At 68.8% G+C, this 23,299-nt stretch carries 23 protein-coding genes; 12 read left to right on the forward strand and 11 right to left on the reverse strand.

What is annotated here, in order from left to right; all coding sequences use genetic code 11:
• Positions 1 to 2 precede the first annotated feature (2 nt).
• Entirely contained in the window at positions 3 to 668 is a 666-nt protein-coding gene (locus N1027_RS16190) for a GAP family protein (protein ID WP_259509161.1), read from the reverse strand.
• Positions 669 to 670: 2 nt separating this feature from the next.
• Positions 671 to 2,143, reverse strand: a complete 1,473-nt coding sequence (gene cls / locus N1027_RS16195) for a cardiolipin synthase (RefSeq protein ID WP_259509162.1) — start codon at positions 2,141 to 2,143, stop codon at positions 671 to 673.
• Positions 2,144 to 2,254: 111 nt separating this feature from the next.
• Between cls and N1027_RS16200 the strand changes: the two genes are divergently transcribed.
• The gene (locus N1027_RS16200) at positions 2,255 to 3,472 is read left to right on the forward strand and encodes an AI-2E family transporter (RefSeq protein WP_259509163.1); all 1,218 of its coding nucleotides are present in this window, start codon (positions 2,255 to 2,257) and stop codon (positions 3,470 to 3,472) included.
• Here N1027_RS16200 and N1027_RS16205 read toward each other — a convergent pair.
• On the reverse strand, positions 3,450 to 3,707 hold the full coding sequence (locus tag N1027_RS16205) for a DUF8691 family protein (protein ID WP_259509164.1): 258 nt from the start codon (positions 3,705 to 3,707) through the stop codon (positions 3,450 to 3,452). The two genes, N1027_RS16200 and N1027_RS16205, sit on opposite strands and share 23 nt — an antisense overlap.
• A gap of 98 nt (positions 3,708 to 3,805) precedes the next feature.
• On the opposite strand from N1027_RS16205, the gene N1027_RS16210 reads away from it, so the two are divergent.
• Positions 3,806 to 5,986, forward strand: a complete 2,181-nt coding sequence (locus tag N1027_RS16210) for a winged helix-turn-helix domain-containing protein (protein WP_259509165.1) — start codon at positions 3,806 to 3,808, stop codon at positions 5,984 to 5,986.
• A 388-nt stretch (positions 5,987 to 6,374) separates the two neighbouring features.
• Here the strand turns inward: N1027_RS16210 and N1027_RS16215 are convergent, their stop codons facing one another.
• On the reverse strand, positions 6,375 to 7,748 hold the full coding sequence (locus N1027_RS16215; protein ID WP_259509166.1) for an LLM class flavin-dependent oxidoreductase: 1,374 nt from the start codon (positions 7,746 to 7,748) through the stop codon (positions 6,375 to 6,377).
• A gap of 171 nt (positions 7,749 to 7,919) precedes the next feature.
• Between N1027_RS16215 and N1027_RS16220 the strand changes: the two genes are divergently transcribed.
• Genes N1027_RS16220 through N1027_RS16240 form a run of 5 tightly spaced genes read left to right on the forward strand, consistent with a single transcriptional unit; the run spans position 7,920 to position 14,346 of the window.
• A complete protein-coding gene (locus tag N1027_RS16220; protein ID WP_259509167.1) occupies positions 7,920 to 9,560 on the forward strand; it encodes an ABC transporter substrate-binding protein in 1,641 nt (546 codons plus the stop codon).
• The gene (locus N1027_RS16225) at positions 9,538 to 10,569 is read left to right on the forward strand and encodes an ABC transporter permease (RefSeq protein WP_259509168.1); all 1,032 of its coding nucleotides are present in this window, start codon (positions 9,538 to 9,540) and stop codon (positions 10,567 to 10,569) included. The genes N1027_RS16220 and N1027_RS16225 overlap by 23 nt, the downstream gene beginning before the upstream one ends.
• Complete coding sequence (locus N1027_RS16230; protein WP_259509169.1) at positions 10,566 to 11,423, forward strand: ABC transporter permease; 858 nt, start codon at positions 10,566 to 10,568, stop codon at positions 11,421 to 11,423. The genes N1027_RS16225 and N1027_RS16230 overlap by 4 nt, the downstream gene beginning before the upstream one ends.
• Positions 11,420 to 13,147 (forward strand): dipeptide ABC transporter ATP-binding protein, encoded by a 1,728-nt coding sequence (locus N1027_RS16235; RefSeq protein WP_259509170.1) that lies wholly within the window; start codon positions 11,420 to 11,422, stop codon positions 13,145 to 13,147. Before N1027_RS16230 ends, N1027_RS16235 begins: the two co-directional genes overlap by 4 nt.
• Entirely contained in the window at positions 13,144 to 14,346 is a 1,203-nt protein-coding gene (locus N1027_RS16240; protein ID WP_259509171.1) for an NAD(P)/FAD-dependent oxidoreductase, read from the forward strand. Before N1027_RS16235 ends, N1027_RS16240 begins: the two co-directional genes overlap by 4 nt.
• 54 nt (positions 14,347 to 14,400) lie before the next feature.
• Here N1027_RS16240 and N1027_RS16245 read toward each other — a convergent pair whose 3' ends face one another.
• Complete coding sequence (locus N1027_RS16245; RefSeq protein ID WP_259509172.1) at positions 14,401 to 15,189, reverse strand: DNA adenine methylase; 789 nt, start codon at positions 15,187 to 15,189, stop codon at positions 14,401 to 14,403.
• A gap of 130 nt (positions 15,190 to 15,319) precedes the next feature.
• Between N1027_RS16245 and N1027_RS16250 the strand changes: the two genes are divergently transcribed.
• The 3 genes from N1027_RS16250 to N1027_RS16260 are packed head-to-tail and all read left to right on the forward strand — an operon-like array spanning position 15,320 to position 17,053.
• Entirely contained in the window at positions 15,320 to 15,748 is a 429-nt protein-coding gene (locus N1027_RS16250; protein ID WP_259509173.1) for a hypothetical protein, read from the forward strand.
• Entirely contained in the window at positions 15,742 to 15,963 is a 222-nt protein-coding gene (locus N1027_RS16255) for a helix-turn-helix transcriptional regulator (protein WP_259509174.1), read from the forward strand. The genes N1027_RS16250 and N1027_RS16255 overlap by 7 nt, the downstream gene beginning before the upstream one ends.
• Positions 15,964 to 15,991: 28 nt before the next feature.
• On the forward strand, positions 15,992 to 17,053 hold the full coding sequence (locus tag N1027_RS16260; RefSeq protein WP_259509175.1) for an NAD(P)-dependent alcohol dehydrogenase: 1,062 nt from the start codon (positions 15,992 to 15,994) through the stop codon (positions 17,051 to 17,053).
• A 27-nt stretch (positions 17,054 to 17,080) separates the two neighbouring features.
• Here N1027_RS16260 and N1027_RS16265 read toward each other — a convergent pair whose 3' ends face one another.
• Positions 17,081 to 17,737 carry a hypothetical protein gene (locus tag N1027_RS16265; RefSeq protein ID WP_259509176.1) on the reverse strand — a complete coding sequence of 219 codons (657 nt, stop codon included), beginning with the start codon at positions 17,735 to 17,737 and terminating at the stop codon, positions 17,081 to 17,083.
• Positions 17,738 to 17,744: 7 nt separating this feature from the next.
• Entirely contained in the window at positions 17,745 to 18,239 is a 495-nt protein-coding gene (locus N1027_RS16270; protein WP_259509177.1) for a MarR family winged helix-turn-helix transcriptional regulator, read from the reverse strand.
• A 94-nt stretch (positions 18,240 to 18,333) separates the two neighbouring features.
• Here N1027_RS16270 and N1027_RS16275 point away from each other — a divergent pair, with 94 nt between their 5' ends.
• Positions 18,334 to 18,750 (forward strand): DUF7144 family membrane protein, encoded by a 417-nt coding sequence (locus N1027_RS16275; RefSeq protein WP_259509178.1) that lies wholly within the window; start codon positions 18,334 to 18,336, stop codon positions 18,748 to 18,750.
• A gap of 15 nt (positions 18,751 to 18,765) precedes the next feature.
• On the opposite strand, the gene N1027_RS16280 is transcribed toward N1027_RS16275, so the two are convergent.
• From N1027_RS16280 to N1027_RS16290, 3 genes are read right to left on the reverse strand one after another with little or no spacing between them, the layout of a single operon-like run.
• Positions 18,766 to 21,171, reverse strand: coding sequence for an HAD-IC family P-type ATPase (locus tag N1027_RS16280; RefSeq protein ID WP_259509179.1), 2,406 nt, complete (start codon positions 21,169 to 21,171; stop codon positions 18,766 to 18,768).
• Positions 21,168 to 21,527: an iron chaperone gene (locus N1027_RS16285; protein ID WP_259509180.1), complete on the reverse strand. Its 360-nt coding sequence runs from the start codon at positions 21,525 to 21,527 to the stop codon at positions 21,168 to 21,170. Before N1027_RS16285 ends, N1027_RS16280 begins: the two co-directional genes overlap by 4 nt.
• The gene (locus N1027_RS16290) at positions 21,527 to 22,315 is read right to left on the reverse strand and encodes an SDR family oxidoreductase (RefSeq protein ID WP_259509181.1); all 789 of its coding nucleotides are present in this window, start codon (positions 22,313 to 22,315) and stop codon (positions 21,527 to 21,529) included. The genes N1027_RS16285 and N1027_RS16290 overlap by 1 nt, the downstream gene beginning before the upstream one ends.
• A gap of 140 nt (positions 22,316 to 22,455) precedes the next feature.
• Between N1027_RS16290 and N1027_RS16295 the strand changes: the two genes are divergently transcribed.
• The gene (locus tag N1027_RS16295; RefSeq protein WP_259509182.1) at positions 22,456 to 22,803 is read left to right on the forward strand and encodes a UBP-type zinc finger domain-containing protein; all 348 of its coding nucleotides are present in this window, start codon (positions 22,456 to 22,458) and stop codon (positions 22,801 to 22,803) included.
• A gap of 36 nt (positions 22,804 to 22,839) precedes the next feature.
• On the opposite strand, the gene N1027_RS16300 is transcribed toward N1027_RS16295, so the two are convergent.
• Positions 22,840 to 23,232, reverse strand: coding sequence for a hypothetical protein (locus tag N1027_RS16300; RefSeq protein WP_259509183.1), 393 nt, complete (start codon positions 23,230 to 23,232; stop codon positions 22,840 to 22,842).
• Positions 23,233 to 23,299: the final 67 nt, after the last annotated feature.

Here is a 23,299-nt window from a genome sequence, read left to right on the forward strand (position 1 = left end):
CCTCAGAGTCGCGTGATCCCGTCGCCGATGACGACCACGCCGATGATCAGCAGGATGAGCGTCGTGACGGTCGCGTTGTTCTTCTCGATCCAATGGCGCATCGCCTGCAGCCAGCTCTGCGCGTGCTGCGGCGAGGCCGCGGCGATCACGATCGGGGCGATCACGGTGGAGGTGGCGAGAAGGGTGAACACGAGCACCAGCACGGTCAATTCGCCCGGGGAGAGCCGGTCGCCGCGCACCGACAGCCCGGCGGCCGCGCAGATCAGAATCGACTTCGGTCGGAAGCAGAGCAGCAGGCCCAGCCCCGCGGAGCGCAACGGGCCGAATCGCGTCACGATGTTCATCCACTTCGGCACGCCCGGTGATTGGTTGTGCATCGCCTGCACACCCGACACCACCGCGAGCACGACGAGGGCAGCGCCGATCACGATCAAGGCGATCCCGAGCGCGGATTGCGGATGCTTCACGACCGGTGTCGGAATCACCTGGGCCAAGGCGATGCATCCGGTGAACACGCCGGCGACCCCCACCACGAACCCGATCAGAAAGGGGAACGCCGAGCGCCGCGAATTCGGCGAGAGCAGGATGAGGATCGTCACGAGGATCGGCACCGAACTGATCGCCAGCGCGACCGCCAGTGGGAGCACTCGTCCCAGCGCATCGGCCATCGTCACTCCAGGGCGGAGGTGAGGCGGGCGACTCCGTCGAACACCGTCCGGCTGAGCGGCTCCCGCTCCCACTCCTCCCGGGTCAGCTCGTGCCCGATCGCCCGGTAGTGCTCCTCGACCGCGCGCATGCCGTCGACGAACGAGCTGCCGCGCACCAGCAGCGAGATCTCGAGATCGAGGTTGAACGACCGGATGTCCATGTTGCTCGATCCGATCACCGCGAGATCGTCGTCGATCGACAGGTGCTTCGCGTGCAGGATGAACGGGGCCGGGTACTGGAAGATGCGCACCCCCACCTCGAGCAGCGCGCCGTAGTACGAACGCTGGGCGTGGAACACCGGCCCCTGGTCGCCGATCTCCGAGACGAACAGCTGCACCTCGAGCCCACGCTGGCAGGCCGCCGTGATGGCGTACATCATCGCCTCGTCGGGAACGAAGTAGGGACTCGTGATGATGACCTTGCGTTCGGCCCCGTAGATGAGGCCGAGGAACATGCGCAGGTTGTTCTCGAAGGCGTACCCGGGGCCGCTCGGCACGAGCTGGCATTCCAGGGCGTCGGGCCCGGAGGCGCGGGGCTGGAGAGCCGCGGGAACGTTCTCTTCGGTGATCAGCTCGCCGGTCTCGGTGAACCAGTCGCCGAGGAAGATCGCGTTCACACTGGCCACGACCGGTCCGCTCAGCCGTGTCACCAGTTCCTGCCATTTGAGACCCCGTTTGAGGTTCTTGGGCGTGTTGTAGGTGCGGTCGATGAGGTTCTGCGACCCCATGAACGCCACCCGGCCGTCGACCACGACGAGTTTGCGGTGATTGCGCAGATCCGGTCGCTGGATCTCGCCTTTGAACGGGCGCACCGGCAGCATGTACGACCAGATGACCCCGATCCGGTCGAGTTCGGCGAACGTCTCCTTGCTGTGCACGGCACGGGTGGACGAGAGGTGGTCGGCGAGCAGGCGCACGGTGACACCGCGCTTCACGGCCGCCTCCATCGCGGCGAAGAAGTCCTTGGTGGTGGCGTCGAAGGAGACGATGAAGTACTCGACGTGCACGAAGGTGGTGGCCAGCTCGATCTCCGCCGTCATCGCGGCGATCGAGCCCTCGTAGTCGCCGTAGAGCGTGGCGGTGTTGCCGTCGGTCGGCGGGATGCGCGTCAGCCGCTCGTTCTGGATCACCAGATTGTCGAACCACACCGGCCATGACGATCGCCGCGGCGTGAGGTCGAGGCCCGCGGCCTTCTCGGCGATCATCCCGTCGACCGTGTCCTGCAGGGCGAGGCGCTTCTTCGGCAGCTTCGTGCGGCCGATCACGAGGAAGAGCAGGATGCCGATGAACGGGATGAGGAAGATCGCGAGCAGCCAGGCCATGGCCGCGGTGGGCTTGCGACCACGGGGCACGATGATGAGCGCCGCGATCCGGATGGCCAGATCCGCCGCGACGACGACGATCCAGATGAGGTTGGTGAACAGGACGTCGCTCATGAGGGGAACCTAGCGAACCGCGCCGCCGCGCTGCATCACCCTGACGGGATGACGACAGCCGCGCGGCCGCCCGCCTACCGTGAGGGCATCTGAACGAGCGGGAGCACGCCGATGACCGACAGCACCGAGTCACGATCGCCGTATCCGCGCGGGGCCATCATCCTGGTCGGGCTCGCCTCAGCCGTCGTCGTGGCCATCGGGATCAGCTCGCTGCGGGGCATCCTGGCGCCGGTTCTGCTCACCTTGATCCTCACGATCTGCGCGAGCCCGGTGCGCACGGGCCTCGAGAAGCACGGAGTGCCGCGGGGCCTGGCCACGGGAGCGGTCATCCTGGTGGTGTTCGGCCTGCTGGCCGCGTTCACCTACACGATCCTGATCGCGTTCTCGCAGTTCGTCTCGATGCTCCCCGACTACGCGTCGCAGTTCCAGCAGATCGGGCAGGCGATCGGCAGCTGGCTGACCGGTCTCGGCATCGACCAGGCCCAGATCCAGGACATCGTGAAGGGCATCGACCCCGGCAACATCGCGGCCGCGGTGAGCGGCGCCCTCGGCAGCGTCGCCGGCATCACGGGCGCGCTGGTGATCGTGCTGACGATGATGATCCTGATGGCCGCCGATGCCGTGTACGCCAAGACGATCCTCGGTCAGCTGAAGACCCGCAAACCCGCTCTCGTGGCCGCGATCACCTCCTACACCTCGAACGTGCGGCGCTACATGGTGGTGACGACGGTGCTGGGCATCGTGCAGGGCGTGCTCGACACGATCGCGTTGGTGATCCTGCAGGTGCCGGCCGCTCTGCTCTGGGGTTTGCTGGCGTTCCTCATGAGCTTCATCCCGAACATCGGATACTTCTTCGCCATCATCCCGCCGGTCATCTTCGGGTTCCTGGTGGGCGGCTGGCCGACCGTGATCGCCATCGTGATCGTCTACGGCATCATCAATGCGGTGGTGCAGTCGATCATCCAGCCCCGGGTGGTCGGGCAGGCGGTCTCGCTCAGCCAGACCATCACCTTCTTCTCCGTGCTGTTCTGGGCGGTGGTGATCGGCCCGATCGGCGCCATCCTCGCGGTGCCGCTGACCTTGCTCGGCAAGATGATCCTCATCGACGCGAATCCGGATGCGCAATGGTGGCGACCGGTGCTCGGCCCCACGGCCGAGACGCGCGGCATCCTGCAGTCCGACTACGTGGAGGAGAAGACCGCGCGCAAGTCGGCCAAGGCGCAGAAGGCTGCTCTGGCCGGCCGGCGCGGCGCGGCGCCGCCGGCGGCGGCGAACGAGCCGGCACCCGACGAGGCGCCCGAGTCGCCTACCGCGCCGCCGCCGGGTTGACCGACACCAGGTCGATGTTCAACTCCCCGAACATCGAGAGCAGACCGTGCAGGGCAGCCTGATCGACCACGAGCCCGGTGACGTGCGTGAAGGAGTCGTCGTCGACGAACACCTGGTAGCCGGTCAATGACGCCGCGAGTTCGGGGCTCAACCGGCCCCGCACGACGATCTCGAACGTCTGCTCCCGCACTCGCGCCTCCGAAGCGTCGCCGATCGAGGGAATCTCCCTCGTCATCGAGTGTGCGCCGCCGGGCGAATCAGGGCGTCATCCGCCATGGATGACTTCTGCCCTTCGCTGCCATACTGGGGTTCGGGCGCGGGAAAAGAGGCCGGATGGGTCAGCTGCATGTTCCTCCGCGTCACGCGGTCGACCGACCGGGCCTGCGGCATCTGCTCGACGACGGACAGTCCGGTCCGGCCACGTTGATCGTCGCCCCGGCCGGCTCCGGTAAATCGGTGCTGATCAGCCAGTGGGCGGCCTGCCGCAACGATCTCGTCTTCGTCTGGCTCGACGTCGGCCCCGAAGACAGCGATGCTGCCTGTTTCGCTCGACGTCTGACGGCCGCGCTCACCCCGCTCTCCCCGGGCATCGCGACCATCGGGTCGAAAGTGGTCGCCGCCGGCGGCGGTCTGGGTCGGCCCTTCGTCGACGCGCTGAGCGATCGGATGCAGTCGTTGCCGGAATGCGTGATCGTGCTCGACGACCTCCACCTCCTCGCGAACGAGAAGGTGCTCGCCGATCTCTGGACCCTCGTCGACATCGTGCCTCCGCAGATCCACTTCCTGCTGTCGTCGCGGCGCGACTTCCGGCTGGGTTGGGGGCCGCTGCGCCTGCGGCACAACCTTCTCGAGATGCGGCAGTCGCACCTCGCCTTCGACGACGAGGATGCCGCGGAGGCGGTGGTGCGCATCAGCGGCCGTGCGCTCGCCCCCGAGGACGTCTCGGTGCTGGTCGAGCGCACCGAGGGCTGGGCGGGCGGTGTGCAGCTGGCGGCGCTGACACTGCGCGACTCCGATGATCCGGAGGTCTTCGCCTCGGTGATCGCCGGAAGCGATCGGCTGATCGCCGACTACCTCGGCGAAGAGGTGCTGCTCGCCCAATCGGAGGGGCGCCGCGAGAGCTTGCTCCGACTGTCGGCCCTGAAGGAGATGAACGCCGATCTGGTCGCCGCCTGCACCGGGAAGCCGCAGGCGCAGGCCGCCGAGCTGCTCGAATCGTTGCAGGACCAGTCGATGTTCCTGCGCCCGGTGACGGGCAAACCCGGGTGGTACCGCTTCCATCACCTCTTTCGTGAGTTGCTGCGCTACCGGCTGCACGCGAGCGATCCCGACGGTGAGACGACGGTGCTCCTGCGGGCTGCCGAGTGGTCGCTCGAACACGACTCCTTCGAGAAGGCCATCGGCTACTTCATCGAGGCGGAGCACTGGGATTCGGTTCTCGCGGTTCTGCTGGCCCGCGGATCGGACGTCTTCGAACGTGGGCAGACCGCCACCATGCTCAGCTGGCTCGACGCCGTTCCGGAGGGTGCGCTGCGACACAATCCGGAGGCGCGTCTGCTCCGCGGCATGCTGCTCGGCCTGAGCGGGCGCGTGGCCCAGGCGGAGGATCTCTTTCGCGAACTCGGGGCCGACCCCGCTCTCACCCCGGGTCAGCAGCTCGTGGCCCACAGCTACCTCACGGCGCGGGTGCAGTTCCGGCCGAGCCCTGCCCTCTCGTTGAGCGACGCCGAGGTGGCGGTGGGCCTGCTCACCGCCTACGACGGTTACCCGGTGCCTGATCTCCTGCGCCTGACCAGCGTCAAGATGCTCTGGCCGTTCGTGCTGGCCGCGGGCGGCCGGTCACTGTTCTTCCTCGGCCGGCTCGACGAGGCGAGAACGTGGCTGCAGCGCGGCCTGGACACCCCGGGTGGACGGTATTCGGCCTACCGCATCCACCTGCTCGGGAGCCTCGCGCTGGTGGATGTCTGGGAGGGCCACCTCGAACGAGGTCTCGACACAGCCGACGAGGCGATCCAGCTCGCGCGAGAAGTGGGACTGCTCGGGCACCCCGCTCCCGCCGACGCCTATCTCGCCCGGTGCTTCGCGGCCATCGCTGTCGGTCGCACCGAAGCCGCCGTGTCGGCCATGCGCGAAGCCGAAGCGCTCGCGGCGCTCAACAATCGCACGCAGTTGCTCTGGTTGGTGCGTCTGGCGAAAACGCTTCTGCTCGGCCACTTGTTCGTCGACGACGAGGCCATCGGTCCTCCGCCTCCGGTCGTGGCCGCCGAACTCGGTCGCGCACGCGACGCGGTGCCGCTGGCGGCCACGACCTCGCCGCTGCCGGTTCCGCTCACCGATCGCGAGCGTGAGCTGCTGGCCTACTTCCCGAGCCGCTATTCGAACGCCGAGCTCGCGTCACGGCTGTTCGTGTCGGTCAACACCATCAAGACGCACATGGCGCACATCTACCGCAAGCTCGACGCCCCCGACCGGGACGCCGCCATCCTGCGGGCGCGAGAGCTGGGGCTGTTGTGAAGGCTTCTTCGGGCACGGCCGGGCGGTTTCCCGGGCTCGCCCGGCCTTCGGCTGGGCGGGCCCTTCTTGCTCGCGCCGCCGCTTCTGCGGCGCGAGGCGACATGCTCGGCTGAGGTCGGAGGGCCCGGCCTGCGGTCGGACCCTCCGGCCTCGGCCTCACCCTGGGTTGTCGAGCGCGGCCCGCGGCCTGCGGTCTCGTTTCCCCACGACTTGGGGAACGAGAACGAGAACGAGACCGAGACCGAGAACGAGAACGAGAACGAGAACGGAACGACGGAGGGGGCGCGGAACTGCGGGCGGAGGCTCCGTCGTTTCCGGTGTGGGGCCTGAAACTCCGTCGTTTCGTAAGCGAGGCGCGCTCGTCTCCGCGCACGGCGGCGGAGCGCAATCAGGCCAGCGCGGCCTTCTGGCCCTCGCGGAGTGCACCTCCGGGGTGGCGGTCGGGGAGCAGAGGGCCCCGGCCCTCGAAGAGGCGTTCGCGGAGCGTCTCGTTCGGGGTGTACGCGGTGCGGTAGCGGCCGCGCTTCTGGAGCTCGGGTACAACGAGCTCCACGAAGTCCTCGAAGGTGCCGGGTGAGAGGTATTGCACCAGGTTGAAACCGTCGAGCCCGATCGAGTCGGCGAGCTCCTCGATCCGGTCGGCCACCTGGGAAGGCGTGCCGTAGACGAAGAACGGATCGGAGAACGGGTCGTCGTAGTGGTCGACGACGCTCTGCACGGTCTTGTCGGCGAAGGCCGACTCCAGCGACTGCACGTGGTCGCGCGCCTTGTACTCGATGTACTCCTCGGCGCCGAGCTTCGACAGGTCGATGCCCGAGCCACCGCCGAAGTGCACCAGGTAACCCACCACGTCGCGGTACGACAGGATGTCGTCGAGCTTCTTCTTCACCTCGGCCTCGGTCTCGGCCACGACGACGTTCAGCCCCAGCAGGAACCGGATGTCGTCATCCTGCCGCCCGAGCGACACGGCGAGCTCCTTCACCTCGGTGATGACCTTCCGCGCCTGTTCCGGTGTGCGGGCGCCCACGAAGATCGCCTCGGCGTGCCGCGCCGCGAAGACCCGGCCGCGGTCGGAGGCGCCGGCCTGGTAGATGACCGGCGTGCGCTGGGGAGACGGCTCCGAGAGGTGGGGGCCGGCCACCGTGAAGTAGCGCCCGTCGTGGTCGATCTGCCGCACCTTCTGCGGGTCGGTGTAGAGGTTCGCCGCGACATCCCGCACCACCGCATCCGCTTCCCAGGAGGTCTCCCACAGCTTGTACGACACCTCGAGGAACTCCTCGGCCAGATCGTAGCGGTCGTCGTGCTTGACCTGGTCGCTCAGACCGAAGTTGCGAGCGGCATCGGGAAGGTAACCCGTCACGACGTTCCACGCCACCCGGCCTCCGGTGAGGTGGTCGAGCGTGCTGAAGCGACGGGCGTTCGGAAAGGGCTGCTCGTAGGTCGTGGTGAAGGTCACCGCGAAACCGAGGTTCGAGGTGACGGCCGCCATCGCCGGCACGAGCAGGAACGGGTCGTTGTTCGGCGTCTGCACCCCGCGAACGACCGCCGGGTCGCGGCTGCCGTCGTAGACGTTGTAGGTGCCCACGACGTCGGCGAGGAAGATCGCGTCGAAGAGCCCGCGCTCGAGCAGCTTCGCCGTCTCGGTCCAGTACGACAGCTCGGTGTAGCGGTGTCGGTTGTTCTCCGGATGCCGCCAGAGACCGTGATTGATGTGGCTCGGCGTGTTCATCTCGAAGCCGTTGAAGTGCAGCTCTTTCGTCATTCCGCCACTCTCGATGCCCTTCTCGCGCGGGCGCAAGCCGCACGTAACACGGCGCAAAACAGTTACGCCAGGCGTCGTCATGTGACGGCGGCGGCTATCGGTCGCGCCGTGCCGCCCCCTACCGTCTGAGCATCCCCCGACCACCGACCTCCCGTTCAGGAGAACAGCTCGATGTCCAATCACTTCCGAGTCCTGCCGATCGTGGCCCTCGCCACCGCAGCAGCCTTGACGCTCGCCGGATGCTCCGCGGGCGCCTCGGCCGGACCCGCCGCCGATGCGCAGCGCGTCGAGGGCGGCACCATCGTCTACGGCCACCAGCAGGAACCCGCGTGCGTGTTCGGCGGCTGGATCGAGCAGGCCTACCTCTCCACCCAGGTGCTCGACAGCCTGGTCTCACTCGACGAGAACTCCCAGGTCGTGCCGTGGCTCGCGGAGTCGTGGGAGGAATCCGACGACCAGCTCACCTGGACCTTCCACCTCAAGCCCGGTGTGACCTTCACCGACGGCACGCCCGTGAACGCCGAGGCCATCGCCTACAACTTCGACTACTGGGTCGGCGGCGGCAACAGCACCGCGAAGGTGTGGCTGCAGGGCTACTACCAGTCGGCCGAGGCGATCGACGACACCACGGTCGCCATCCATCTGCAGAAGCCCTACGCGCTGCTGCCCGAGACGCTCACCCAGGGCTATTTCGGCATCCAGTCGGAGCAGGCGCTGAAGACGCGCTCCGACGAGGACAACTGCAACAGCCCCATCGGCTCCGGAGCCTTCGTCGTGAAGCAGTGGAACCGTGGGCAGGACATCGTGCTCACCCGCAACGACGACTACACCTCACCGCCTGCGAACGCGAAGCACACGGGGCCCGCCTACGTCGACGAGATCGACTGGAGGTTCGTGCCCGACCCCACCACCAGGGTCGCCTCGCTCCGCGCCGATGAGACGAACGCCATCTACGACGTGCCGGCGATCGAGTGGTCGACCCTCGAGGGTCAGGGTTACCAGCTCGAGAAGTACGTGACCCACGGCCGCCCGCAGCAGCTGACCTTCAACACCGCCGAGGGGCCATTCACCGACGAGAACGTGCGCAAGGCCTTCGCCTACAGCCTCGATCGCGAGCCGCTGGTCGAGACCATCGGGCACGGCGTCATCCCCTACGAGGGCAACGGCGGCGTCAGCCAGACCACGCCGGGCTACAGCCAGGCAGCGGCCGACACCTACTCCTTCGACGCCGACAAGGCGAACGAGCTGCTGGATGCCGCCGGCTGGACAGGCCACGACGCCGACGGCTACCGCACGAAAGACGGTCAGACCCTCGAGGTCGTGCTGCCGTACGGCGCCGGCTCGATCATCAATGCCGACGGCGCCTCGATCCTCCAGGGCGTGCAGGAGCAGGTGAAGGCCACCGGCTTCAAGGTGAAGCTCATCCCCGTGCCGCAGAGCGAGTTCTTCTCCGGCGCCTACTCCAAGCCCTCGGAGAAGGACATCAGCGCGGGCTACTGGACGAGCGTCGGCTCCGGCATCCTGCTGATCAACTGGGGTCAGAGCACTCCGGATGCCCCGAACTACAACAACGCGGCGTTCTACAACAGCCCCGAGCTCGAGAACGACATCCTGCAGGCCAATTCCACGGCCGACCCGGATGCGCGGAACGCCCTCTACGCCCAGGCGCAGCAGTACATCGCCGACCACGCCCTGGCCATCGGCCTCTACGACCGGCTGAGCACCCTCGCGGTCTCGCCGTATCTGAAAGACGTGTGGCAGGAGAACGCACAGGGAGGCCCGGTGTTCTATGACGCCTACTTCGTCAAGTGACACGCTGACCCCGCCCGCCGCGCCGGCCCCCTCCGGGCCGGCCGGCGGCGGGGCCCGCGCCCCCCGCCGCTTTCCGTGGCGGATGATCGCCGGCAAGCTCGCCGGCGCCGTCGTGGTGCTCTGGGGCGCCGCCACCGCCGCGTTCCTGGCGCAGACCGCCCTACCGGGTGACCGCGCCACCATCATCCTCAACATCCGGGCCGGCCAGGCGATCGAGCGCACCCCCGCCGAGCTCGCCGCCATCAACCAGGAGTACGGCCTGCAGAACCCCCTGCTGGTGCAGTATCTCGAGTACCTGCGCGGCATCGTCACCGGAGATCTCGGAACCTCCTACCAGCAGCACCGCCCGGTCGCCGCCATCATCGGCGAGCAGATGTGGCCCACCATCGTGCTGACGCTCACCGCGGTCCTTCTCGCCTGGGTGATCATGGTGGTCTGGGTCACCCTGACGGCCGGCCGCGGCACGAAGGTCAGCTCGGTCGGCGCGGTGCTCGACACCGCAGTGGCGGGACTGCCCCACTACTGGCTCGGCATCATCCTGCTGCTCGTGTTCGCCCTCACGCTGGGCTGGTTCCCCGTGATCAGCGGCACCAGTCCGAACGGGCTGTTCCTCCCCGCGCTCACCCTCGCCATCCCGCTCGCCGGATTCATGGGGCAGGCCACGAGGGCGGAGTTCGAGCGCTCGCTCGACCAGCCCTTCGTGATCACCGCCCGGATGCGCGGCATGGGCGACTGGGCCGTGCGGCTCAAACACGTGCTGCGACACTCGGTGCTGCCCGCGGTCACCCTCTCGGGCTGGGCGCTCGGCGCCACCATCTCGGGTGCCGTGATCGTGGAGTCGATCTTCACCCGCTCGGGCATCGGATCGGTGCTCGTCACGGCCGTGAACACCCAGGACCTGCCCGTCGTCACAGGCATCGTCATCCTGATCGCCGCGCTCTACGTCGTCGCGAACATCCTCGTCGACATCGCCTACGTCCTCATCGATCCGAGGTTGAAGAAATCATGACCGCATTGGGCCAGCCGCTCCTCACCAAGCCCGTCTCCGCGAAGCTCGCCGCGACGCCGTGGGGCTTCTTCCTCTCGATCGCGGTGCTGCTGTTCTTCGTGGTGGCCGCCGTCTTCCCGGCGGCGCTCGCCACCCACGATCCGTATGCCATGGATTTCGCGAACGCCCTGCATCCGCCGTCGTTCGTGTTCTGGTTCGGCACCGACGAGTCGGGCCGCGATCTCTACAGCCGCGTGATCTACGGCACCCGCGAGTCGCTCCTGATCGGCGTCGGCGCGACGGCCGTGAGCCTCAGCCTCGCGCTCGTGCTGGGCTCGCTCGCCGCCCTGTCGGGGCGTTTCGCCTCTGCCGCCGTGAACCGCATCATCGAGGTGCTGTTCGCCTTCCCCACCCTGCTGTTCGCCCTGCTCCTGGTGGCGGTCATCGGCCCGTCGGCGATGTCGCAGGTGGTGGCCGTCGGCGTCGGCACGGCGCCGGGGTACGCCCGCATCATCCGCGGCCAGATCCTGAAGGCGAAGGACTCCGGATACGTCGAAGCGGCGGTCGCGCTCGGTCACCCCCGCGCGTGGATCCTCCGCAACCACGTGCTGCCGAACGCGCTGCGGCCCCTGGTGGCGATCTTCGCGCTCTCGGTCGGCCAGTCGATCGTGTGGGCGTCGAGCCTGTCGTTCCTCGGGCTCGGAGTCGCACCGCCGTCGCCGGAGTGGGGCGCGCTGCTCGACGCCGGCAAGCAGTACATCACCCAGGCGGGCTGGCTGACCGTGCTGCCCGGCCTCGTGATCGTGGTGCTCGCGCTGGCCGCGACCACGCTCGGCAAGCACATCCAGAACATCCTCGAGAAGGACGAGAAATGACGACCGCGGCTGCCTCTGCGAATCCTCTTCTGCGCGTCGACCACCTGAACGTCGGCTTCACCCGGGGCGGCGAGACCCGTTCCGTGGTGAAAGACGTCTCGTTCACACTGCAGGCCGGCGAATGCCTCGCGATCGTGGGTGAATCCGGGTCGGGCAAGAGCGTCACGGCCCGCACCATCGTGGGCCTCACCGGGGCGAACGCCGTGGTCGAGGCGGAGACGCTCGAACTCGACGGGATCGATCTCGCGACCGTGCCCGAGAAGGCGTGGCGCGGCATCCGCGGCCGCCGAGTGGGCTTCATCCTGCAGGATGCGCTGGTCTCGCTCGACCCGCTGCGGCCGGTCGGCAAGGAGATCGAGGAGGCGCTGGCACTGCACGGGTGGGGCTCGCGCGCGGCGCGCAAGCGCAAGGTCGTCGACCTGCTCGAGTCGGTCGGCGTGCCGAACGCGGCCGTGCGGGCGCGGCAGCGGCCCGACGAGCTCTCCGGAGGTCTGCGCCAGCGCGCGCTGATCGCCTCGGCACTCGCGCTCGGCCCCGAACTGGTGATCGCCGACGAACCCACCACGGCGCTCGACGTCACGGTGCAGGCGCAGGTGCTCGACCTCATCGCGGGCATGAAGAAGCGCGGCGTCTCGGTCATCCTGATCAGCCACGACCTGTCGGTGGTCGCCCGGCTCGCCGACCACATCCTCGTGATGAAGGGCGGATCGGTTCTCGAGAGCGGGTCGGCGCACCAGGTGCTCACCGCGCCGGAGCACGAGTACACGCAGGCTCTGATCGACGCCGTGCCCGGGGGGCACACCCGGGGCGAGCGGCTCGGACCGGCGCTCGACGTCGCGCTGCCGGCGCCCGATTCCCGGGTGCCGCTGGATGCGTCGGAGGGTCCGGTGCTCGAGGCCCGCGACCTGGTGAAGCGGTTCCGCGGCCCCGGCGGCGTGCCGAGCACGGCGGTCGATCACGTGTCGTTCACGCTCGAGCGCGGGGCCACGCTCGGCATCGTCGGCGAATCCGGATCGGGCAAGAGCACCACCGCGCGCATCGCGCTCGCGCTCACGGGCGCCGACGAGGGCTGGGTGAAGCTGGTCGGCCAGGACTGGTCGAGCGTGAAGGAGTCGAAGCGGCGCCACCTGCGCAACCGCATCGCGGTGGTCTACCAAGACCCTCTCAGCTCCTTCGATCCGCGCTGGACCGTAGAGCGCATCCTCGTCGACGCGGTGGGGCAGGCCGACCGGGTGTCACCGGATGCGCATGCCCGGGCCCGCGATCTGCTGCGGCAGGTGGGACTGACCGACGAGGTGCTGCCTCGGCTTCCGCTCAAGCTCTCGGGCGGCCAACGCCAGCGCGTGGCGATCGCGCGGGCGCTCGCCACCGAGCCCTCGATCATCGTGCTCGATGAGGCGGTGTCGGCGCTCGACGTGTCGGTGCAGGCGCAGATCCTCGACCTGCTGGTCGAGCTGCAGGACCGCATCGGCCTCAGCTACCTCTTCATCTCGCACGACCTCGGCGTGATCCACCACATGAGCGACACGGTGCTCGTGATGAAGGACGGCGCGGTCGTGGAGCGCGGAACGGCGGATGACGTGTTCCTGCGGCCGCAGCATCCGTACACGCAGGAGCTCGTGCGGTCGCTGCCGACGCTGGAGGAGCCGCGCGGGGCAGGGGCGGCGTCTGCATCATCGACCGGCTCCCTTCCGACCCGAGCCACGGAGGCGGCCGCACGGTGACCGAGTTCGTCGACACGATCGTCGCCGGAGGAGGCACCGCCGGTTCGGCCGCCGCCTGGCAGCTCGCCCGGCGCGGCGCCGAGGTGCTGCTGCTGGAGACGTGCCCAGCCGTCGACGACAGCCCCGGCCGGGCCTTCGAACTTGCGTACGCCGATCCGGTGTATCAGGCGCTCGCGACGGAGTCGGCGGAGCTGTGGGACTCGGTGTCGGCGGCGGGCCAGGGCGGCTCGGCGCCGGTGCTCGATCGCACCGGTGCCGTGCTGCACGGCCACGCTCCTCGGCTCGAGGTGGCCGCCGAGGCGCTCGTCCGGGCCCGGCTCGCTCACGAGATCCTCTCGGCGGCCGACGCCGAGTCACGGTGGCCGGGGCTGCGGTTCGGCGGAAGCGTGCTGTTCACCCCGCAAGGTGGACGGCTGCGGGAGGGCGCGGCGATCACGGCGCTGCGAGGGGCCGCGGTGGCTGAGGGGGCGCGGGTCGTCGCCGGCGCGACCATCACGCGCATCCGCATTCTCGGCGACGACCTCGCGCGGCTCGAGGTGCGCAGGGCCGCGGCGGGCGACGACCCGACGCCCCCGCACGGATCGACATTCGGCGAGGTGCAGGAGATCGACTGCCGGCGGCTCGTGGTGGCGCTCGGCGCGTCGACGGCGAAGCTGCTGCGCGGGCTCGTGGCGCTCCCCAGGATCACGTCGACGCGGGACTCGTCGATCGTTCTCCCGACCTCGCGGGGAACCGCTCCGGCCGTGCTGCACCTCCCCGATCCCACCGCTCCCGGGCAGCGCTACTGGCGCGGTGACGCCGCTGTGCTCGGCGGTGAAGGCAGCGTGTCAGTGGGCTGGCGCGACATCCGGTCGTCCGGGGAGTCGTCTGCGCGCTCGGGCGCGGTGCCGCCCCGCGAGCTCGCCGCGCTGCTGCGCTACGCGCGCGAATGGGCGCCAGGCGCCGATGCCACGGTGCCGACGCTGACCTCCCGGGTGCGCACCTCGGCGCACCACGGCGATTTCGTGATCGACCGGATCGGCCCCGTGATCGTGGGTGCCGGCTTCGGAGCCGCCGGTGCCGGCCTCGCGCCGGCTGTCGGGAGGCTCCTCGCCGGGCTGGTGGAGGGTACGGCTGCTCCCGGCCGCTTCGCCCTGCGCCCCGATCGCCGTCGCGCCTTCGATCCGGCCGCACCCGGGAGATCAGTTCGTCGCGCCTGACGCACGTCGCCCCCACCCGGCCCGCCGGCCGCCGCCCGCAGCAAGCGCTTGCCGTCACCACTCGTGGCGTGCACCGGCCGACCGCGCACGCTGCAGCACCGTGTTGACCCACACCGGCTCGTCGTTGGCCGACTCCGCGAGGCGCACCATGCCGGGCCAGCCCGCGTAGAACCCGTCACCGAGATCACTCGCGATCACTCCGGCGCCCTTCGCCGCCAGCGCTCCGACGAAGCTCCGCAGCTCGCGCGCATCCTGTGCAGCCGACGGCGGATCGAGCACGACCACGTCGTCCTCTCCCACCTCACGAAGCACCTCGAACAGGCTGCCCACCGAGAGGGAGACGTCGCGCGAACGCAGCAGAGTCGCGAGTTCACGGAGTCCGGCCGCGTCGAAGGCGACGGCGTCCCGCCCGTAGTGGGCGTCGCCGAACTCCTGCAACGGTTCGCCGGCGGCATCCGGGCGCGCCGTGCCCCGCAGGTACACGAATCGGGCTGCCCGCGTGACCGACGGCATCCGCTCCACCGTCTCGGCCGGTTGATCGCGCACAGCAGCGAACCGGGCCGGGTCGTGGGCGGCGGCGAGATCCTGGATGCCCGCGACCAGCCCGCCGACGTCGTCGCGCACGCTCTCCCACACCGCCATGACATCGGGGTTCGGGCTGCTGAATCCGAACCAGCCCTCCGGATGGCGCTGCAGGAGCGCGATGGCCGCCGCCCCGCCGTCGAGGAGAGGCAGGAAGCATCCGCGGATCTCCTCCGGCGCCGCCGCCGCGAGGAAGCCCGAGACGCGGCGCCGACGCGGACTTTCGAGATAGGGCGACGGGATGCGCCGGGATCGGGTCACCCCTCCATCATCCCGCGCCCTGGTCATAGCCGGGCCCGTTCGCAGACATGTAAAGAATCATTGACATCAAGTCGACTCTTCTTTACTCTGGCAGATGTCAACATTCTTTTACATTCAGATCGGAGTTCGCATGTCGTTCGAAGAGAGGAACACGTGGGCGTTCCTGTTCATCGCCGTCGCGGCCTACCTCTGCTATGTCGTGATCGTGCTGGTCGTGGCAGGCGGTCGCCCGCTCGTGGAGGTCGACTACGGGCCGATCATGCTCTCGACCATCGGAGCGGCGATCGTCGCCGGCATCCTCGCGAACATCGTGATCTCGACCATCTGGCGCAAAGGCGCCGGCAAGGCCGACCAGCGCGACAAGGAGATCAGCCGATTCGGCGACCACGTGGGTCAGGCTTTCGTGGTGATCGGCGCGGTGGTCGCGATGCTGCTGGCCATCGTGCAGTTCGACTACTTCTGGATCGCGAACGCCGTCTACCTGGCCTTCGTGCTCTCCGCCCTGCTCGGCTCGATCGCGAAACTCGTCGCCTACCGTCGGGGGTTCCAGCCGTGGTGAAGCCCACTCGCGTCACCAACAGCATCCGCTCGCTCCGCTTCAGCCAGGGCGAAATGACCCAGGCAGCCCTCGCCGACCGCATCGGCGTCACCCGTCAGACCGTGATCGCCATCGAGCAGGGGCGCTACTCCCCCTCCCTCGAGATGGCGTTCCAGATCGCCCACGTCTTCGGGGTGCCCCTCGACGACGTGTTCCACTACCCCGAACCGCACTAGAGTCCTGCTCCGGCAGGGAGAGGTCATCATGACACGCTCCGGCACGAACGACAGCAACCCCGTCCACCCGGCCACCACCGCAGGTGCGCCCGCACCCACACCCACGCCCGCACCGACAATGCGCGCCGTCACCCAACCGCGATACGGGTCTCCGGATGCGCTCCGCGTGACCCTGGTTCCCGTTCCGTCGCCCGGCCCGAACGAGGTGCGGGTGCGCATCCGGGCCGCGGGCGTCGACGCGGGCACCTGGCATCTGGTCACCGGCAAGCCCTACCTGATGCGTCTTCTGGGCTTCGGCGTGCGCGGGCCGCGCTCGGGCACGCTCGGCCTCGCCTTCGCGGGCGAGGTGGATGCTGTCGGTTCGGCCGTCACCGCATTCCAACCGGGCGACCGCGTGTTCGGCTCGCACGGCGGTGCTTTCGCTGAATTCGTCTGTGCCCCCGAGTCGATGCTGGCGCGGATGCCGTCCGACGCGGGATTCGACGCCGCTGCGACGCTTCCGGTCTCGGGCGTGACCGCCCTCCAAGCCGTGCGTGACGCGGGCGAGGTGCACGCCGGTCAGAGCGTGCTGGTGATCGGTGCGGGTGGCGGGGTCGGCAGCTTCGCTGTTCAGCTCGCGGTAGCCGCCGGCGCGACGGTGACCGCGGTGTGCAGCGGTTCGAAGGAGTCGTTGGTGCGCTCGCTCGGCGCATCCGAGGTCGTGGACTACACGCAGACCGATGTGACGGCACTCGACCGCCGCTGGGACGTCATCATCGACATCGCCGGCAACCGCCGCCTGTCGCGGCTGCGCCGCATCCTCGGCAAGCGCGGCACGCTCGTGCTCGTCGGCGGCGAGAACGGCGGACCGGTGCTCGGCGGGATGGAGCGGATGCTCGGGGCCACGGTGCTGAACGCATTCACGTCGCAGCGGCTGCGCGGCTTGATCTCGCGCGAGAACGCGGCCGACTTCGACGTTCTGGCGGCCGCAGTGACGTCGGGCGCGATCGTTCCGGCGATCGACACCCCCTACCCCTTGGCCGAGGCGGGTGCGGCGGTCACCCACGTCGCCGCCGGTCGCGCCCGCGGCAAGGTCATCCTGGTGCCGTGACCCCCGGAGACGCTCGGCGCAAACCGATCAGTCGCGGGCTGCCAGACCGTCTTCCCAGGCATGCAGCGAGCGCCGAACCGAGGCGAGGTAGGCAGCCCGGTCGTCGACCCAGATGCGCAGCACGCGCACCGATTGCGGCTTCCTGTTCACCGGCACCACGATCGGATGCTCGAGCTCGATCTCGACGTTCGTCTCCTGTTGCACCGAGATGGCGAGCAGCTCGCCGTCGATCCGGAACGTCTTGGCGCCCTCGATGTGTTCGTGGAGCGGCGCCACTGACGCGACGTCGTCCCAGCCGACCACGATCTCGGTCTCATCGCCGTGACGGATGCGCAGCCCGGCCGGGCCGACCGCGTGCGGACGCGTGAGATAACCGAGTAGCAGCCCGATCATCCAGGTGAGACCCCAGATTCCGAGCACGAGCAACGGGATGCGCACGGCCGCCCAGGAGTGCACGATCAGGTCGATGATGGGGATCTCGATCGCCGACAAGACGATGAAGACGATCAAGACCGGCCGGATCGGTTTGTCGTAGCTGAAAGCGTCGGCGCCTCGGGGAACGCGGGGTCGCAGGGTGGCCCAGCGGAAGAGGCTCCTCCAGACGCCGAGCTCCATCCGCCAGACGACGCCGGCGATCCGGCCGACCCGGTGCGCGATCGTCATTCGCCCTTCTCCCGTGGTCATGGCTCACTCATCCTCCGTCGACTCCGCCGTGCTCGTGAGAAGCGACCGGGCCGGCAGCGGCGGACTCATCCGCTTCGACAAGGGCCTCGAGACGTTCGATCGTGGCGCCGAGCCCCCGGATGAGCGCCTGGCGGTCATCCGGGGCGACAGCCCCGAGCAGCTCGGCGGAAAGCTGGTGGTAGTCGCGTTCGGTGCGCTCCATCGTCGACGTGCCGTATTCGGTGAGGGTGACGAGAATGGCACGGCGATCACTGGGATGCGGCTGCCGGGTCACGAACCCTCCGTCGGTCAAGGCGTCCACGAGACCGGTGACGTTGCGTGGAGTGACCCGCAAGCTTTCTGCGAGTTGCTGCTGGGTCAGAGGACCCCGGCCGTGCACCAGCCAAAGCAGGTGCATCCGCGACGGGCTCAGGCCGATCGCTCCGAGGTTTCGTGACATGTCGCGCTGCAGCAGCTCGTTGGCCATGAGCAGCAGATCGAGCAGGCGATGCGCATCTGTCATACCGTGATAGTACTACATTATGTATGTCATTCACTATGATATTGCGCGCTGCAATCGCTGACGCACGAGGGGCCGAAACCGTATGATCGGCCTCATGGATGCCGTGGCGCCGCTCAGACGACCGGGGCTCGTCACGTTCTCGGTCGTGCTGATCTACATTGCCGGAATCGTCGACGTGCTCCTCGGCATCGCCGCGATCTTCGTTCGCTACCTCCCCGAGGCGGAGGCCGACGGTCTGGTGTTCCCGGTGACGGTGGTGGGCGCCGCCATGATCATCATCGGCCTCGCGATCGTCTCGCTGGCCTCGGGCGTCGCGCGCGGCAGTCGCTTCGCACGCGGCGCGATCACGATCCTGCTCCTGGTCGGCCTCGTCCTCGGCATCGTGGAACTCGTGCTCGATCCCGACGACGGCCCCTCCGGCCTCATCGGCCAGGCGGTCGCGTGTGTCGTCGTCGCACTCCCCCTGTGGATCGGCCCGGGCGGGCGCTTCTTCGGCCGCTCACGCTCCTGAGGCGCCGCGCTTCGGTCACGCCTCCGATCGATCGATCGCCGCCGCCCGTGCCGCGGTGGCCCGAGCCGAGTCCCGCGCCGCAACACGACGATGCACGAACCGCACGATCTCGATCAGCCCGATCGATCCGGCCGAGACCACGAGCACCAGCACCGCCGTCGGCAGCGTCGGGTCGACGAGCTGGAGGAAATCGCGCACCAGAGGTATGGAGAACACCAGCACCAAGCCGATCATCATCGCCCCGATCACGAACGACTTGAACCGGGTCACCGGCCGGGACAGCACCACGAGAATCCACAGCCCCACGATGGTGAGGATGAGCGTCGCTCCCGTGCGGATCTCGGCCTCGGGGATCTTCCACGCCGATGCGGCGAGCGCGTACAGCGCCAACCCGAGCGTCACCACGGCGCCCGCCGGGATGGCGAAGGTCAGCGACCGTCGAAGGAATCCGGGCACGTAGCGCTGTTTGTTGGGGAGGAGTGCGAGGAAGAACGCCGGCAGTCCGATCGTCAGCCCGTCGATGACCGAGAGCTGCCGGGGCAGAAAGGGGAACGGGAGCATCAGCGCACCGAAGACCACGGCGAGGAACGTCGCATACGCCGTCTTGGTGAGGAACAGCATCGACACCCGTTCGATGTTCGCAATCACCTGCCGCCCCTCGGCGACGACGCGTGGCAGATGCGAGAACTTTCCGTCGAGCAGCACCAGTCGTGCCACGGCCTTCGTGGCGGCGGCACCGGAGTTCATCGCCACCCCGATGTCGGCCTCCTTGATGGCGAGTGCGTCGTTCACCCCGTCGCCCGTCATCGCCACCACGTGCCCCGCCGTCTTCAGGGCGATGACGATGCGCTTCTTCTGATCGGGCGTCACCCGCCCGAACACCACGTTCTCGTCGAGCACGCGGATGAGGTCGCCTTGGTCGTCGGGCAGGTTGCGGGCGTCGAATCCGGTCGGTGCATCCAGGCCCACGTCGCGGGCGATGGCGGCCACCGTCTGCGGATTGTCGCCGGAGATCACCCGCACCCCCACTCCCTGCTCGGCGAAGTACTCGAGGGTCTCCCGCGCATCCGGCCGGATGTTCTCACGGAAAGTCAGCAGAACGACGGCCTCGGCGTCGGGCGGCACCGTCTCGTCGAGCGTCGGCGAGCCCTGCGCGAGAACCAAGGTGCGGCGCCCGGATGCCGCGAGCTCCGACGCGCGGGAGAGGAGCGCAGTGCTTCCCTGCGGGAACACCATCTCCGGCGCGCCGAGTATCCACATCTCGTCGTCGAACACGACGGCGCTCCACTTGCGGGCCGAGGAGAACGCGACACGATCCGACGGCGCCACGGCGGGCTGCGCCGTGAACGAATCGGAGAGACTGCGCGCCGTGGCATTCGCGTCGTTCTGCACGCCGTACCAGGCCAGAACGCCCTCCCAGCCCGATCGCTCGACGAGCGGATGCGCGCCGTCGAACACGATGTCGCCCTGCGTGAGCGTGCCGGTCTTGTCGAGGCAGATGAGATCGACCCGGGCGAGCCCCTCCACCGCCGGCAACTCCTGCACCAGCACCTGCTGCCGGGACAGTTTCACGGCCCCCACGGCGAAGGTGATGCTCGTCATGAGCACCAGGCCGAGCGGAATCATGGCGACCACCGAGGCGATCGTTGCCACTGCGGCGTCACGCCAAGCGCCGCTCTCGATCGCCGGCCCCCAACCGCCCTGCGCCACCATCTGTGCGTTCAGCACGAGCAAGAAGATGGGCCCGATGATCCAGGCCACCCACCGCAGCACCCGGTTGATCGACGACCGGAGTTCGGATGCCACGAGCGAAAACCGCTTCGCCTCTTGGGCGAGCGTGTTGGCGAACGACGCGGCCCCCACGCGCACGACCACCGCTCGGCCTTCACCGCCCACCACGATCGAGCCGGAGAGCACCTCGTCGCCGGGCGTCTTCTCGACCGGCTCGGACTCCCCCGTGAGCATCGACTCGTCGACCTGCAAGCCGAGCGAGGAGAACACCGCTCCGTCGGCCGGGATCTGGTCGCCGGCTCGCAGCACGGCGACGTCGCCCTCGACGACCGTTCCGATGGCGATCTCCTGCTCTTCCCCATCACGCACCACCCGAGCGCTCGGCGCGTTCACCAGCGCCAGCCGGTCGAGAGCGCGCTTCGCGCGGTATTCCTGCACCGTGCCGATGACGGCGTTGGCGAGCGCACTCACCCCGAAGAGCGCATCCTGCCAGCGGCCGATGACGAGCAGCACCAGAAAACACGCCACCACGATGCCGTTGAAGAGGGTGAGCACATTGGCCCGCAGGATGCTCCAGATGCTGCGGCTGCTGTCGGGCACGAAGGCATTCGTGCGCCCCTCCGCGGTGCGGGTTGCGACCTCGGCGGCGGTCAGCCCCGAAACCGGCGCGACCGTGTCGGCTGCACTCACGCGCTCCCCCTCGTCTCGACGAGCTCGCCCACCACCCGTGCGACCAGCGGAAAGGGAACGGGTTGCCTGAGCGAGAACTTCAGGGTGTCTTTCGCCGCACGGTAGGGCGCCAGCTCGGCCTCGAGCTCCCCGTCGAACGCCGGGACGGCGTAGAGCGCGACATGCGTCTTCCACCCCGCGAAGAAGATCAACGGCCGATCACCCGTCGCATAGGTGGGCATGTGGTAGCTGATGCTCTCGCCCGCACCGGGTGCCGCCTGCTGAATCGTCTGACGCAGTTGCGACAGCACGAGCTGCACCTCATCCGGGAACGAATCGATGTAGTCGTCGACTGTGGCGAACTGCTGCTCGACCATCAGAGTCCCTGCACCAGACCGCCGTCGATCGTGATGTTCGTGCCGGTGAGGTTCGCCGCCCGGTCGCTGGCCAGGAACACGACCACGTCGGCCACCTCCTCCGGATGCGTGAACCGTTGCGTGGCCGAACCGGCGACCGCAGCGCTCGCCACCTCGGACGGTGCGAGTCCGCTCGCCCGCGACACCGTCTCGGCGACTCCCCCTCCGCCGAGCCACAGATCGGTCTCCACCGGCCCGGGGCTCACGCAATTCACCCGGATGCCGCGACCCCCGAACTCCTTCGACAGCGACTTCATGGCGTTCAGCAGCCCGGCTTTGCTCGCGCTGTAGTCGATGACCGCCGGGTCGGGCAGCAGGGCGTTGACGGATGCGACAGTGACGATGGTGCCGTGGCCCGCGGTGAGCATGCCGGGCAGCACGGCACGGGTCGTCCGCACGGCGGCCAGGAGGTTGAGGGTGAGCGAGTTCAACCACTCCTCGTCGGTGACCGAGAGGAATCCCCCCACCCTCGATGTGGCAGCACCGACGTTGTTGACCAGGATGTCGACACCACCGGCCGCCGTCGCGAGCGCGGCGGGAGCGTCGGCGGATGAGAGGTCGGCCGGCACGAATCGCACGGCGCCCGTGGCGACCAGTGCGTCGAGCTCGGGCGACGACGATCGCGACGCCGCGACCACGACGGCGCCCGCGTCGACCAGCCCGCGCGTGATCGCCAGCCCGATCCCCTTGCTCGCCCCCGTCACGAGAGCGGTCTTGCCCTCGAGCTGTCGGTCAGCGCTGTCACGCATACGATCTCCCTCGTCTCGGTCACCAACGGTGCGCGTTGGCTCTGAAGGTATCGGAGGCGCCGCCATCGTGCCAGAGTCGATGGCGAATGTGGACGATTCAGGGAATTGCACAGCCTCGTGCTGCAGGGGATGCTAGACGCATGGCTACCGAAACTGCGATCAAACCCGAGGTCCCGCCGTCCGGCACCGGCTGCGTCGAGTGCATGGAGAACAGCGGTTGGTGGTTCCATCTCCGCCGCTGCGCCGAATGCGGTCATGTCGGATGCTGCGACTCCTCCGTCGAGCAGCACGCGCGTCGGCACGCGGAAGAGACCGGGCATCCGGTCATCCAGTCCTTCGAGCCGGGTGAGGACTGGTTCTGGGACTACGAGACCGCCGACTACGCCGAAGGGCCGCGCTTGGCCGCTCCGGATTCGCATCCCGAGAACCAGCCCGCGCCCGGTCCTGACGGCGCGGTGCCGCCCGACTGGCGCGAAAAGCTCCACTGACCAGGGCTGCCGCGCCGAACGCGGCACCCGCCCGGATCAGACCCCGGGCTCGTCGAAGTACGAGACGTTGACCTCGTTGCGCTCCCGAGCGGCCGCGGCGCGCTCCTGACGCAGGCGCTCGGCCCGCTCCTGGCGCTCGCGCAGCGCATCCGGGTCGACCTCGACCTTGCGCACCGTGAGCGACCCCTTGGTGGCGGGGCTCGACCTCTTCGCGGCCGACGAACCGGCCGACGTCGAGGTGCCGGACGACGGCCGGCCACCGCTGCGGCTCGCCGCTGCAGCGCGAGCTGCGGAGACCACGGGAGCCTGGCTGCTACCGGCGCACCGCTGCCCCGTCTTGTCCTCGTGCTGGATCAGGGTCTGCGACACCAGCCCCACGGCGATCGATCTTCCACACACCGGGCATTTCGTTCCTGCACTGCTGGCCATGGTGGCGTTCGACCCTTTCGATCGGCTGATTGCGACATCCCCCGAGATTCGATTTTCGCACGGATCG

This window comes from Herbiconiux aconitum, from assembly GCF_024979235.1.
GTDB lineage: Bacteria > Actinomycetota > Actinomycetes > Actinomycetales > Microbacteriaceae > Herbiconiux > Herbiconiux aconitum.